General features: G+C 72.5%; 9 protein-coding genes. 4 read left to right on the top strand and 5 right to left on the bottom strand.

The features are described from left to right. Positions 1-253 precede the first annotated feature (253 nt). Entirely contained in the window at positions 254-1,273 is a 1,020-nt protein-coding gene (locus ACWDA7_RS25785) for a Gfo/Idh/MocA family protein (RefSeq protein ID WP_450606628.1), read from the bottom strand. Between the two features lie 490 nt (positions 1,274-1,763). On the opposite strand from ACWDA7_RS25785, the gene asnB reads away from it, so the two are divergent. Next, on the top strand, positions 1,764-3,608 hold the full coding sequence (gene asnB, locus ACWDA7_RS25780) for an asparagine synthase (glutamine-hydrolyzing) (RefSeq protein WP_450606626.1): 1,845 nt from the start codon (positions 1,764-1,766) through the stop codon (positions 3,606-3,608). A gap of 33 nt (positions 3,609-3,641) precedes the next feature. Here the strand turns inward: asnB and ACWDA7_RS25775 are convergent, their stop codons facing one another. Continuing rightward, a complete protein-coding gene (locus ACWDA7_RS25775) occupies positions 3,642-5,207 on the bottom strand; it encodes an alpha/beta hydrolase (protein WP_450606624.1) in 1,566 nt (521 codons plus the stop codon). Positions 5,208-5,477: 270 nt separating this feature from the next. Between ACWDA7_RS25775 and ACWDA7_RS25770 the strand changes: the two genes are divergently transcribed. Both ACWDA7_RS25770 and ACWDA7_RS25765 read left to right on the top strand, forming a co-directional pair. After that, positions 5,478-6,110: a chaplin gene (locus ACWDA7_RS25770; RefSeq protein ID WP_450606622.1), complete on the top strand. Its 633-nt coding sequence runs from the start codon at positions 5,478-5,480 to the stop codon at positions 6,108-6,110. Between the two features lie 265 nt (positions 6,111-6,375). Further along, positions 6,376-7,230, top strand: coding sequence for a GNAT family N-acetyltransferase (locus ACWDA7_RS25765; protein WP_450606620.1), 855 nt, complete (start codon positions 6,376-6,378; stop codon positions 7,228-7,230). 118 nt (positions 7,231-7,348) lie between these two features. Here ACWDA7_RS25765 and ACWDA7_RS25760 read toward each other — a convergent pair whose 3' ends face one another. The 3 genes from ACWDA7_RS25760 to ACWDA7_RS25750 form a co-directional block, all read right to left on the bottom strand. Beyond that, positions 7,349-8,554 (bottom strand): vWA domain-containing protein, encoded by a 1,206-nt coding sequence (locus ACWDA7_RS25760; RefSeq protein WP_450606682.1) that lies wholly within the window; start codon positions 8,552-8,554, stop codon positions 7,349-7,351. 140 nt (positions 8,555-8,694) lie between these two features. Next, positions 8,695-9,999 carry an AAA family ATPase gene (locus ACWDA7_RS25755; protein WP_450606618.1) on the bottom strand — a complete coding sequence of 435 codons (1,305 nt, stop codon included), beginning with the start codon at positions 9,997-9,999 and terminating at the stop codon, positions 8,695-8,697. A 210-nt stretch (positions 10,000-10,209) separates the two neighbouring features. Next, positions 10,210-11,757, bottom strand: a complete 1,548-nt coding sequence (locus ACWDA7_RS25750; RefSeq protein ID WP_450606616.1) for a hypothetical protein — start codon at positions 11,755-11,757, stop codon at positions 10,210-10,212. Positions 11,758-12,007: 250 nt separating this feature from the next. Between ACWDA7_RS25750 and ACWDA7_RS25745 the strand changes: the two genes are divergently transcribed. Beyond that, positions 12,008-12,781, top strand: a complete 774-nt coding sequence (locus ACWDA7_RS25745; protein WP_450606614.1) for a GNAT family N-acetyltransferase — start codon at positions 12,008-12,010, stop codon at positions 12,779-12,781. Positions 12,782-13,004 lie beyond the last annotated feature (223 nt).

The following is a 13,004-nucleotide window of genomic DNA, read 5'->3' as shown; positions in this document are numbered from 1 at the left end:
GACGGTTCGACCAAGGCTGACGGAGGGACCGTTACGACTCTTGCACAGCCCGCGACGCCGTGTAAGGGATTTGGCAACACACGATCCGGTGGTGCTTATGGCATATGCCACAGGCCCGGTGGAGTGCGTCCGGACCCCGCTCGGAGGACGTGCCCAGGCCCGCCAAGTCGTAGGAGATGTACGTGACTTGAGGGGCCCGGGGGATGGGCGGGAAGCCGCTCAGGTGCGCGTTCACCGGCCGTGCGTTCGACCGCTACGCCCGCTCGTACAGCTCCGGCCGTGCGGCCAGGCCGACGGTCTCCCGGGCGCCGCTCCGCTGGGCCCGGACACCGGCCTCGGCGACCGCCGCGGCCGCGTAGCCGTCCCATACCGAGGGGCCGGTCACCAGGCCCTTCCTGGTGGCGTCGACCCAGGCCTGCACCTCGCGGTCGTAGGCGGCCGCGAACCGTACGAGGTAGTCCTGTGGGACCTCCTCGCACGCACCGCCCCCGGCCGTGACGACCATGGTGTGGCCGTCCCCGATCCTGGCGCTGCCGCACTCGCAGACGGCCTCGCAGCGGACCTGGTAGCCGAAGCCCGAGTTGACGAAGATCTCCACGTCGACGACGGTCCCGCCCGAGGTCTCGAACACGACGAACTGGGGATCCAGCAGGCCTTCCGGGGCGTTCGAGGACGCCCGCGGACGCAGCACGGTCACCGCGGTGAGCTCCTGGTCCAGCAGCCAGCGGGCCGCGTCGATCTCATGCGAGACGGAGCTGTTGATCAGCATGGCCGTGGTGAAGTGCGACGGTGACGACACATTGCGGTGCGTGCAGTGCAGCATCAGCGGCCAGCCCAGCCGGCCGCTGTCGAGCAGCGACTTCAGGCGCATGTACTCGGCGTCGTAGCGGCGCATGAACCCGACCTGCGCGAGCCGCCGCCCGAGCCGCGCCTCCGCCTCCACCACCCGCAGTGCCCCGGCCGCGTCGGGCGCCAGCGGCTTCTCGCACAGCACCGGCAGCCCTCGTGCGAAGGCCTCGAGCAGCGCCTCCTCGTGCGCCGGCCCGGGCGAGGCGATGAGCACGGCCTCGACGCCCGGGGCGTCGAGCGCGGCAGCCGGCTCGGAGTGCACGACGACACCGTCGATGCCCGCCGTGGCCTCCTTGGCGCGATCCGTCTCGGGCTCCGCCACGGCCACGACTCTCGCACCGCTCACCACACGGTCCAGTCGGCGTATATGGTCGGCGCCCATGTGCCCCGCACCCAGTACCGCCACGCCCAACAGGTCGCCCATGAGCCGCCTCCCTCTGCGCTGATCGTCCCTGCGCAGGGTAGACCGCCGGACGTCCGCCCCTCAGAGGCGGCGTGCGCTGGCGCTGCCCAGACGTCGAGGTGGTGGCCGTCATCGCTGCGGGCCGTCACGCGGTGCTTCCCCTCATGAGCATGCCGGGGCCGGTTCGCCTGGAGCACCGCGCGCTGTGCCGGGCGGCCCGGCCTCGCGTCGTCCCGCGTGGGACGGCCCGGTGCGGCCTCTCGACGGACCGGGCCGCCCCGCACCTGGAGTGCGGCCCGACGCAGGCCGCAAGGACGTGCCCGAATGCCGCAGTGCCGCCGGAGTGATGAGGCATGGGCCGGTCGGACTACGGACGCGTTGCCCGCGGGCCGTACATGGCACACCCTCGTCATATGGCTGCTCGATACAACGGATTGCCGGGAGCGGTCGAGATTCCGAGAAACCGCAGGTGAAAGGCATTGTCCCTGGAATACCTGCGCGGAGGTGACACATGTGCGGCATCACGGGATGGATCTCCTACGACCGTGATCTGCGGACCGAGGGCGCGACCCTGGACACGATGACCGCGACCATGGCCTGCCGGGGCCCCGACGCCCGGGGCACCTGGGCCGAAGGACCCGCGGCCCTCGGCCACCGCAGACTCGCGATCATCGACCTGCCCGGCGGGCGCCAGCCGATGACCGCGAAGACCCCCGACGGCACCGTCGTGCTCGTGTACTCGGGGGAGGCGTACAACTTCACCGAACTGCGCCGCGAGCTGACCCGCCTCGGCCACCGCTTCACGACCGACTCCGACACCGAGGTCGTGCTGCGCGGCTACCTCGCCTGGGGCGAGATGGTCGCGGAACGGCTGAACGGCATGTACGCCTTCGCGGTGTGGGACGGCCGCCACGAAAAGCTCGTGATGATCCGCGACCGTATGGGCATCAAGCCCTTCTACTACTTCCCGACCTCCGACGGCGTCCTCTTCGGCTCCGAACCCAAGGCGATCCTCGCCAACCCGCTGGCCCCCGCCCGGGTCGGCATCGACGGACTGCGGGAACTGTTCGTCATGGTCAAGACGCCCGGACACGCCGTGTGGGACGGCATGCACGAGCTCGAGCCGGGCACCGTCGTCACCGTCGACCGCGAGGGCCTGCACCGACGCGTCTACTGGAAGCTGGAGACCCGGCCGCACACCGACGACCGCGAGGCCTCCGTCGCCACCGTCCGCTCGCTGCTCGAGGACGTCGTGCGCCGCCAGCTGGTCGCCGACGTGCCCCGCTGCACGCTTCTGTCCGGCGGCCTGGACTCGTCCGCGATGACCGCCCTCGCCGCCCAGCAGCTGGCCAGGCAGGGGGAGAAGGTGCGCAGCTTCGCGGTGGACTTCGTGGGGCAGACCGATCACTTCGTCGCCGACGAACTGCGCGCCACCCCCGACAGCCCGTTCGTGCACGACGTCGCCCGCGCCTGGGACACCGAGCACCAGGACATCATCCTGGACGCGCTGTCCCTCGCCGACCTCGAAGTTCGGGCGAAGGTCATCCGGGCGCGCGACCTGCCCGTGGGCCTCGGCGACCTGGACACCTCGCTCTACCTGCTCTTCCGGGCGATCCGCGAGCACTCCACGGTCGCGCTGTCCGGAGAGTCCGCCGACGAGGTCTTCGGCGGCTACCAGCAGTTCTTCGACGAGGACGCCCGGCGCGCCGACACCTTTCCCTGGCTGGTCCACTTCCAGCAGTACTTCGGGGACGAGACCGAGGTCCTGCGCACCGACCTGACCGACGCACTGGACCTGAAGTCCTACGTGGCCGACAGCTACCGTACGGCGGTCTCCGAGATCGTGCGCCTGGAAGGCGAGAGCGACTTCGAGTACCGGATGCGGCAGATCTGCCACCTCCACCTGACCCGGTTCGTGCGCGTCCTGCTCGACCGCAAGGACCGCACGAGCATGGCGGTGGGCCTTGAGGTGCGGGTGCCGTACTGCGACCACCGGCTCGTCGAGTACGTCTACAACACCCCCTGGTCGCTGAAGTCCTTCGACGGCAGGGAGAAGAGCCTGCTCAGAGAGGCGACCGCCGATCTGCTCCCGAAATCCGTGTACGACAGGGTCAAGAGCCCCTACCCCTCCACCCAGGACCCGCAGTACGCGGTCGCCCTCCAGGAACACGTCAGGGACCTTCTGGCCCAGCCCTCCCACCGCGTGTTCGATCTGGTCGACCGGGAACGGGTGCACCGGGCCGCCCATCACGCGGCGCCGCAGATCACGCAGGCCTCGCGGCGCGGCCTCGAACGCACCCTGGACCTCGCTCTCTGGATGGACCTCTACGCCCCGCAGCTGTCCTTCACCACTTGACGCCGGGCGCCGTCCGGGCCCGGCGTCAGCGGCTCAATCCGACCGGTCCGGTCCGCACGAGCTGCCGTTGGCCGGCAGGGAGCCGTCCAGGAGGAAGGAGTCGACCTTCTCGCGGACGCACCGGGAGTCCGCGTACCCGGTGTGGCCGTCGTCCCTGTTGTCGAGGACCACCGCCGAGGAGCCGAGGCGCCGGGCGGTTTCCATGGTCCAGCGGTACGGCGTCGCCGGATCCCCGCGCGTGCCGACGAGCAGCATCTTCGGGGTGCGCACGTTCTTCACCTTCTCGCGGATGAAGTCGGTGCCCTTGGGGCGTCCGTAGCACATCAGCACCTCGGTGAGCCGGTACCGCCCGAATACCGGGGAGGCCTCCTCGTACTCGCCGCGCAGCCGGGCCAGGTCCCCGGTGATCTTGTCGGCGCTCGGCCGGTCCGGGTCGTCGGCGCAGTTGACGGCCATCAGCGCGGCCACCAGGTTGTCGAGCGGCACGTCCTCCGGGTCGACGAGGGCGCCACCCGCACGCGTGGCAGAGGGATACGCCACGCCGGGGCCCAGGAAGCGCATCATCCCGGTGGGATCGCCCAGCTCCACCAGCTGGGACAAGGCCTGCTCCAGCAGGGGCCACAGCTGCTTGCTGACGAGACCCTGCCCGATCGCGCCGACCAGGTCCTGCCCGGAGAACGGCAGTCCGAGAGGGGTCGGCACCGGCTCCTGGTCCAGCGTCCTGACGAGCTGCAGGACCTGATTTCCGGCCGAACGGGTGTCCGGGCCGAACGGGCACCCCAGGTCCTTGGCGCACCAGCCGAGGAAGTCCTCGAGCGCGATCTGCTGCCCCTGCGCGCCGGCCAGCCCCTGCTCGGTCAGGGGTTCGGTGAGCGTGTCCACCCCGTCGAGGGCCATACGGCCCACCTTGTCGGGGAACTGGGCCGCGTACACCGCGCCGAGGCGTGTGCCGTAGGAGAAGCCGAGGTAGTTCAGCTTCTTGTCGCCGAGGGCCTGGCGCATCACGTCCAGGTCACGCGACGCGTTGATGGTCCCCATGTACGGCAGCACCGGCCCGGAGTGCTTGGCGCACTGCTCGGCCGTCTTGCGCATCTGTTCGAGCGCGGCCCGCGGGTCGCTCTCACCGGCGGGAGCGGTTGCCGTGTCCGTGTCCTCGTCCGTGCCCTGGCCGCAGCTGACGGGTGAGGACCGGCCGACCCCGCGAGGGTCGAACGTCACCACGTCGTAGCCGTTCGTCAGGGGCATGAAGTCCTTGCCCGCCACCGCCAGCACCGGGACGCCGGCGCCGCCCGGACCGCCGAAGTTCAGCAGCACGGAACCGCGCGAGTGGGCCGTGGCACGGTAGCGGGCCATTGCCAGGTCGAGCGTTCCGGTGTCGGGCCTCGCGTAGTCGAGGGGGACTGTCACCGTGCCGCATTCGAGGTCCGGTGGCATCCCTTCGCCCTTGCACGCCGACCACGTGATCCTCTGGTGGTAGAAACGGGACAGATCGGGCTGGCGGTCGGCCGCGACCGAGGGCAGAGCGGCTCCCAGTAGAGCCAGTACCGCGGTCGTGGCCGCCGCCGCGGCTATGGCGGGGCGTGTGGGCGTGGACAGCATCGGCGCCTCCGGGGACGCCCCGGCTGCGGATCCGGCGACGGCCCTCCGATCACGATAGGCGGGCCCCCGCGGGCACGCCTCCCGGGCGGCCGGGACCGGCGGACGTGCCGTGGCCTGCGGCTACGCGGGCGGTACGGCCCCGCTGTCGGTCCAGGCCGTCCTGCCACTCGATGGAGTGAAAGGCAGATAAGCCATAACTCGGATGGTTCGTCTGCGTTTTACGGGGTGCGAGCGACTGCTCGCGACCAAGTCTGGAAGGCAGGGAAACCTATGAAACGGGTTACCCGGAATGGTTTGATCGCTGCGGCCGCCGCCTCGGGGGCGCTGGCTGTGGCGATGCCGGCGCATGCGGACTCCGCGGCGGACGGCACCGCGGTGGGTTCGCCCGGACTGATCTCCGGCAGCACCGTTCAGCTCCCGGTTGACGTTCCGGTCAATGTGTGCGGCAACACCGTGTCGGTGGTCGGGCTCCTGAACCCGGCCGCGGGCAACAGGTGTGTGAACCAGGGCGCGCGCACGACCGGCCCACGGCCGGGGACCCTTTCCCGGGGCGGCGCCACCGCGATCGGCGGTGGCAAGGGATCCCCGGGCCTGCTCGCCGGAAACAGCGTGCAGTTGCCGGTGCACGTTCCGGTGAACGTCACGGGCAACACGATCGGTGTGGCCGCCGTCGGCAACGCGGCCACCGGCAACAGGTCCACGAACACGTCGAGCACCCACCGCCCCGCCCCGCGGCCCGTCGTGCCGAGGGCACACACGCAGCCGCGCCCCATGCCGCGCACGGTTGTGGCCCTTGCGCACACGGGCGCGGACGCGACCGTGCCCGCGCTCGCGGGGGGTGCGGCGCTGCTACTGGGCGGGACTGTGCTGTACCGCCGGTTCCGGCCGGGATCGGTCCGCTGAGCCGACCTCGGCCCGCGCGTCGAGGAGGGTCCCGCCGGCGATCGGCCGGCGGGACCCTCGGGTCGACCGAACGCGGTACGGGGCGAAGCCGCCGTGGCATCGCCCCGCGAATCCCATTTCCGTAGGACCGTGTTTCTCAACGGCGTGCTCGGCGCGGCGAGTTCGGAACGGCCGGACACCGGATGGTGCGCGACGGGGAGATCGGGAAGGATCTGTCGGCGTGGCCGATCATGGCCCGCGGCCCCCCACGGAATGGAGCGCAACGATGACCTCTGCGGGTCCCGAAGACCTCGTCGTCACCCGGGCCACCCTCGACGACTGGCCGGTGGTCACCGGCTGGGCGGCGGACGAGGGCTGGAACCCGGGGCTCTCCGACGGCCAGGCCTTCTTCGCCCAGGACCCCGAGGGCTTCTTCATCGGCCGGCGCGGCGACGAGCCCGTCTCGGCGATCTCCGTCGTCAACTACGGCGCCGACTACGCTTTTCTCGGCTTCTACCTGGTGCGACCCGACCTGCGTGGCAGTGGCCTGGGGCTCACCACCTGGAAGACGGCCCTCGCCCACGCCGGCGGTCGCACGGTCGGCCTCGACGGAGTCGTCGACCAGCAGGCCAACTATCGCCGCTCCGGCTTCGTGTTCGCCCACCGCACCGTGCGCTTCGGCGGTGCCGCCCCCACCGCGGAGGCGGCCCCCGGGGTGCGCCCTGCGGACAAGGACGACCTTGACGCCGTCGCGGAGTACGACAGCGCCTGCTACCCGGCCGACCGCCCCCGTTTCCTGGAGCACTGGCTGACCACCGCGGGCCACCGAGTCTTCGTCCGGGTCGAGGACGGCCGCCTCACCGGGTACGCGGTGATCCGCCCCGCCCGCGACGGTCTGCGCATCGGCCCGTTGTTCGCCGACACCCCGGAGGACGCCGACGCGCTGTTCGCCGCGCTGTCCGTCGAGGCGGCCGGCCGGGAGATCGCCATCGACGTCCCCGAGTCGCACGCGGCGGCCGTCGCCCTGGCCGAACGCGCCGGGCTCAGCCCCTCCTTCGAGACGGCCCGCATGTACACGGGCCCGGTCAGGCCCTTCGCCGGGGAGCGCGTGTACGGGGTGACCACCCTGGAGCTCGGATAGGCGGTTCCGTGCGGATCAGCAGGCGGACCAGACGGAGATGGCGGATCTGCGAAGTCCGGTCGGCTGGACGGTCGCGGTCGTTTCGTGGCCGGTGGCGACGCCGCGTCACTGTGCCTCCTCAGCCGATGGTGACGACACGCGCCCAGGGCGGCGGAGTGTCCGGCACATAGTCGGGGTCCTCCTCGTCCGCGGCGCAGGCAGGACGGGGGAAGAGACCGACAACGGTGCGGCAGGGCGGCTGTGCGGAGGGCCAAGGTGTCTGGCCGTCCGTCAGGGCGACGATCACATCGGGGCGGGGCTGGGAGCGGAGCGCCCGGGCGAAACCGGAGCGCAGATCCGTTCCCCCGCCGCCGACCAGTTCCAGGTTCTCGGCACGGCAGAGCGGAACGACGACCCCGGCCGCCGCGTCGCAGGAGATCACCGAGACCAGGTCGCGCCGCCCGCCCACCGCCCGCGAGATCGCCGCCACCTCCAGCAGCGCGCTGCCCAGCTCGGCATCGCTCACCGACCCGGAGGTGTCGATCACGATGCAGACCCGGGGCGGGGTACGCCGCAGGCTCGGCAGCAGCACCCGGGGGACTCCGGCCGAGCGTCGAGACGGCCGCCGGTAGCTGTGGTCCTCGCCCACTCCGGGCGCACCCGCCGCCGACCGGACCGCCGCCCCCAGCAACTGCCTCCACGGCTGCGGTGGATGGAACGCCTCGTCCGCCCACCGGCGCCACCCTTCCGGTGCGTCGCCCGGCCGTCCCTTGATCCCCTCGGCGACCCGGAAGCGGACCGCGTCCCGCTGCTGTCTGCTCAGCCCGTGTGCCCCGGCCGGCCCCAGCTCCCAGGGCCGGCCGTGCCCGTCGGCACCGCTGCCGCAGTCCAGCCAGGCCAGGTCCGCGGCGAGTCCGGCCATCGACGCCGTCCGCAGGTACTCCTCCATCAGCAGCCCGTCGGGCAGCCGCAGCAGCGACGGCCGCACCGCCCCGAAGGGCTGGGGCAGACCGTCACCGTAGATGTCGTCGTTGATCTCGAAGTCGGCGGCGATGTTGCGCCGCAGCCGCTCGCCCGGCCCGTCCTCCTCCTGCTCCCGCGCATACCGCTCGCCCCGCCCGTGGTGGTCCCGGAGCAGATGGGAGACCTCGTGCACCCAGACGCCCGCCAACTCCTCCACCGGGGTGCGCGCCACGAAGCCGGGGGAGACGTAGCAGCGCCAGTGCGCGTCCACCGCCATCGTCGGCACCGACCGGTCCTCCACCACATGCAGCGCGAAGAGCGCGTCGGCCAGGTAGGGGCGGACCTTCACCGCGTGCAGCCGGGCGGACAGCAACTTCTCCATGTCCAGCGGGAGCCCGGGCCCGTCGTCCGGCCCGCCGGAGACGACCGGCCCCGGCACGGTGGCCCGCACCGGGCGAGGCGGCGAGAGCGGGGACATCGGGTGCGGCACCGGGCGCGGCCCCGGGCGCTTCGCGGCCCCCGTCATCGTCGCCCACCCGTCGCCCGCCCGGCCTCGGCCGCCGCGGCCCGCCCCACCGACCGGTCCGCCCGCCGGACGAGACCGACCACCCCGGCCAGCCGCTCCACCGCGTCCGGCACCTCCCAGTCGTCGCGCCGCAGCGCGGCCAGCGCCGTGGCCGGGGCGACCACCAGGTCCGGGGCACCGGTCTCCAGCGCCCGGACCAGCACCGCCCAGCCCGCCTCCCACCGGTCCCGCTGCGGCCGCGCCCCGACGGCCGCCACCACCGCCTCCAGCGCCGCCTGACGCAGATCGCCCCGCACCGGCAGCTCGGCCGAGGCCGGATCGGCCAGCAGCGACTCCGGGTCCGGCAGGTCCATCCGGTCCAGATGCGCGAGGAGTTCGAGCCCCGGCCCGTCTCCCACCGCGCCCCGCACCAGCAGCGCGAGCACCTCCCGGGAGACGGAGGCGGCCGTGCCGAACGCCAGCAGGGTCAACGCTGCCTCCCAGCTCCGAGGCGAGGGCCAGGCACCGCCGCGCCGTGTCTCGCTGCTCGGCAGCCGGTGGATCAGCGTCGGCCGGGCCTTGAGGAAGCCGCAGACCGCGCGCCGGGAGAAAGCCACCGCCTCCGGCACCCGCTCGGGCACCAGCCGGGGCAGCTCCGCCCGGGGCCAGACCCCGCCCAGCCCACGCACCACCACCTCCCGGTCGTGCACCCAGTGGAGATGCACGAACCGGTTGGCCAGCGGCGGGCTCAGCTCCCACCCGTCCGCCGCCGACGCGCGCGGATTGGCCGCAGCCACGATCCTTACCCCCGGCGGCAGTTGCAGCGCGCCCACCCTCCGCTCCAGGACGACCCGGAGCAGCGCGGCCTGAACGGCCGGGGTGGCGGTGGAGAGTTCGTCAAGGAAAAGCAGGCCCCGCCCGGCCCGGACGAGCTCCACGGCCCACTGCGGCGGCGCCATCGGTACTCCCTGCACCGCCGGGTCGTCGCCCACGATCGGCAGCCCGGAGAAGTCCGACGGCTCGTGGACGCTGGCGATCACGGTAGTCAGCGGCAGGGCCAGGGACGTGGCCAGCTGCGTCAGGGCCGCGGTCTTGCCGATGCCCGGCTCGCCCCAGAGCAGCACGGGCAGGTCGGCCGCGACGGCCAGGGTGAGCGCTTCGAGCTGCTCGTCGGGGCGTGGCTCGGTGGTGGTCGTCCGCAGGAGAGTCAGGAGGCCGTCGGCGAGGCCGAGTTGGGTGCTGGTTGCGGATGCGTCGGCGGGTGCGGATACGGGCGCGTCGGCGACCGGGACCGCGGCGGGCAGGAGCGTGCTGGAGATCATGGGTATCACCTGGGGTGGGATAGGGGATCGGGACGGAACAGGACGGCCCGTCCCGGATGGCATGGGGGCGTGCGGCGCGGAATGCGCCGGGAGGGAAAGGGACTTCGGCGGGTGCGGCCGGTCTGGCGGACAACCCGGTCGAGCGGCCAACCGGTCAGGCGGTCAACCGGTCGAACGGTCTGGGGGGCGCGCGGTCAGATGGTCGCCCGGTCAGCAGGCCAGGCCGGTGCGCGGCCGGGCCCGGCTGCTGAGCTTGCGGCGCAGTGCGAAAGGCGTACGGCGATCGAGCCGGGGGCGGTGGTTGGCCTCCGCGTGTCCCGCACCCGAGGGGTTCCCGCCCCCTGCCGCACCGGTACCGGGGTGCACGGCGACCAGTCCCGAGCGGAAGAGCCCGTGGTCGACTCGACGGGCCGCGGCCGACTCCAGTGCCTCCCGGAGCGGCCCGTCGCGCAGGATCGCGCCGGGACCGAGCAGCCCCTCGACCACGGCCAGCGCCCCGGAGACGTCACCATGGCCGAGCCGCTCCCGGACCGCGGGCAGCGCCTCCGGGTTGCGGTGCACCGCGTCGATCGCCCGCAGGCAGGGCAGCGCCGGCCCACCGAGCGCCACCAGCAGCTCTTCCCGGCGCAGTTGGGCCGGATCGTGATCGATCGCCGTCAGCACCCCGTCCCGCAGGGCGATCCGGTGCAGCTCGCCCCGGCAGTCCACCCGGTGCGGATCACCGGTCTCGGGGAAGGGACCGGACGCCACTGCCGAGTCGGACGTAGCCATCGATCCGGACTCTGCCGTCGACCCGGACGCCGCCACCGAGCCGGACTCCGCCAGTGCGGCGGCGACCAGTGGATGCAACCGATCGGCCGCTACCAGCCCGGCCCGCAGCAGCTCCAGATCCGGAAGGACCCGGGCCGCCGCCTCCGGCAGCACCGGAAGCGCGGCGACCACCTGCGGCGGCAGCGCCTCCCGCAGCTCCCGGAACGTCGGGGCATGGGTGTCGTCGGGGGCGACGAGCTCGAGCACGACGCGACTTTGCGCACCGAGCCGCACGGTGAAGGCCCCGCGAGGGCGCCCCTCGGCCTGCAGCAGCAACTCCGCCTCGTCGGCCCAAGTTCCGGCCGCCCACGAGGAATCGTGGACGGTGAACCGATCGGGCCGATCTGGCAGGACTGACCCGCCGGGCGTGTGAGGCGGGTCGGGCGGTGCCGTGGACGGTGTCCCGCCCGCGCCGCACCGCCGCGCCAGTTCGCCGCTCCGCCCGGCGTCCCAGAGGTGCCGGTGCAGGTCGAGCCTGAAACGCCGGTCGGGATGCGGGTGCGGATGGTGCCCGGGGGTGCCGTCCCCGGAGCCGTCCCACAGGGCCAGGGACATCCGCTGTCCGGCGTCCGCCCAGGCCGGCGGTGTCCGCACCACCAGCTGCAGTGGAGTTGCGCCGGAACTCCGGTAGCGGGCCAGGGAAACGGTGAGGCCGGGCCGGAGCCGCCCGTCGGGGGCGATCCGGGGCATGTGCCAGCGGAGCAGATCCGGCGCCAGTCGGCGCAGGTCCGCACGGACGCTGGTGACGAGATCGGTGCCGTGGCGGTCGCGCACGGTGCGCAGATCGAGATCGACGTCGACCCGGGCGGCGGCGCAAGCCCCCGCCCAGTCGCCGACCGCACGCCGTGCGGTCGCAGTCTCGATCATGGACGGTGGCACGGCGTACTCGCGCACGCGCTGCCACATCAACAGGTGGGCCGGAGATCCGTTCGCGATGTGATGTGCCATCAGCACTCACCTTGCGCGAACGATTCCCCCGTTCCGTACGAGGAGGAGTTCTTCATCGGCGGCATCGTAACCACCCCGACGTTGATGTGTCAGTCCCTTTTGGCCGCCCATCGGCCCCGCCTCGACGCACGGCACACCCCCGCGGGGTGGGACGCACCGGAGGGGGCGCCGTGGCCGGGGACCCGGGTGAAGGCCGCCGGGAAAGGGGTATTAACGTGCGGACATACGCCCCGCACGCTGGAGTGAGCTCATGGACCACGCTGCCGTACTCGCGCTGTACGACCGGGACATGCGCCAGGGTGCCCGGCCAGACGGGCCCGACGCTCGCATCGAGCGTGATGCACGGGTGGTGCGCCAGGTCGGCTCGGAGTACGACTGGAACGGGATCCTCTGGTCCGATCTGGACGAGACGACCGCGGACGAGGCGATCGCCGAGCAGGTCCGCCACTTCTCCGGACTCGGCCTTGAGTTCGAGTGGAAGCTCTACGGGCACGACCTGCCGGTCGACCTCGGCACGCGGCTGCGGGCGGCCGGATTCACGCCCGAGCCCGAAGAGACGGTGATGGTCGCCGAGGTCGCCGAGCTGTCCCTCGATACCGAACCGCCCGAGGGAATCCGCATCGTGCCGGTCACCGACGCGACGGGCGTCGGTCTGGTGGCAGAGGTCCACGAGAAGGCGTTCGGCACGGACAGCTCGAAGCTGCGCCACCAGTTGCTCGCTCAACTGGCCGGGGACCCGGACGGCCTCGTCGCCGTGCTGGCCCTCGCGGGCGACGAACCGGTCAGCGCGGCACGTATGGAACTCGTCCCGGGAGCCCGTTTCGCGGGCCTGTGGGGCGGCGGAACCGTTGCCGACTGGCGGGGCCGGGGGATCTACCGGGCGCTGGTCGCCTGTCGCGCCAGGGTCGCCGCCTCGCGCGGCTACCGCTACGCCCAGGTCGACGCCGGCACGCAGAGCCGCCCCATCCTGGCCCGCCTCGGCTTCGAGCCCCTGACCACGACGACGCCGTACGTCTCTCCGTGACCGGATGACGAGCGAGTCACAGGGCAAGCCGGTACTCCGCCGCCCGGTGTGCGGGCCCTCGGGCCGAGCGCATGCTTGAATCCTCCCCCAGCTGAAGCAAGGGGATTCCTGGCTCACGTTGGCTGCGAGTCAGCGACCAGCAGCTCTTACACGATCAACACCAGCCGGGTTGAAACCAGCCCGGTTTTGTACGGCAAAGCTTGGAGGTGCGCGTGCCGTCTTG

The organism is Streptomyces sp. NPDC001156, assembly GCF_053598275.1.
The sequence above is the reverse complement of the archived record's forward strand: the minus strand, read 5'-3'. Positions and strand labels throughout refer to the sequence as shown.

What these genes read in the sequence shown, in the direction of transcription:
- ACWDA7_RS25785 (WP_450606628.1), bottom strand. Translation starts at nt 1,273, where the DNA reads ATGGGCGACCTGTTGGGCGTGGCGGTACTGGGTGCGGGGCACATGGGC.
- asnB (WP_450606626.1), top strand. Translation starts at nt 1,764, where the DNA reads ATGTGCGGCATCACGGGATGGATCTCCTACGACCGTGATCTGCGGACC.
- ACWDA7_RS25775 (WP_450606624.1), bottom strand. Translation starts at nt 5,207, where the DNA reads ATGCTGTCCACGCCCACACGCCCCGCCATAGCCGCGGCGGCGGCCACG.
- ACWDA7_RS25770 (WP_450606622.1), top strand. Translation starts at nt 5,478, where the DNA reads ATGAAACGGGTTACCCGGAATGGTTTGATCGCTGCGGCCGCCGCCTCG.
- ACWDA7_RS25765 (WP_450606620.1), top strand. Translation starts at nt 6,376, where the DNA reads ATGACCTCTGCGGGTCCCGAAGACCTCGTCGTCACCCGGGCCACCCTC.
- ACWDA7_RS25760 (WP_450606682.1), bottom strand. Translation starts at nt 8,554, where the DNA reads ATGGAGAAGTTGCTGTCCGCCCGGCTGCACGCGGTGAAGGTCCGCCCC.
- ACWDA7_RS25755 (WP_450606618.1), bottom strand. Translation starts at nt 9,999, where the DNA reads ATGATCTCCAGCACGCTCCTGCCCGCCGCGGTCCCGGTCGCCGACGCG.
- ACWDA7_RS25750 (WP_450606616.1), bottom strand. Translation starts at nt 11,757, where the DNA reads ATGGCACATCACATCGCGAACGGATCTCCGGCCCACCTGTTGATGTGG.
- ACWDA7_RS25745 (WP_450606614.1), top strand. Translation starts at nt 12,008, where the DNA reads ATGGACCACGCTGCCGTACTCGCGCTGTACGACCGGGACATGCGCCAG.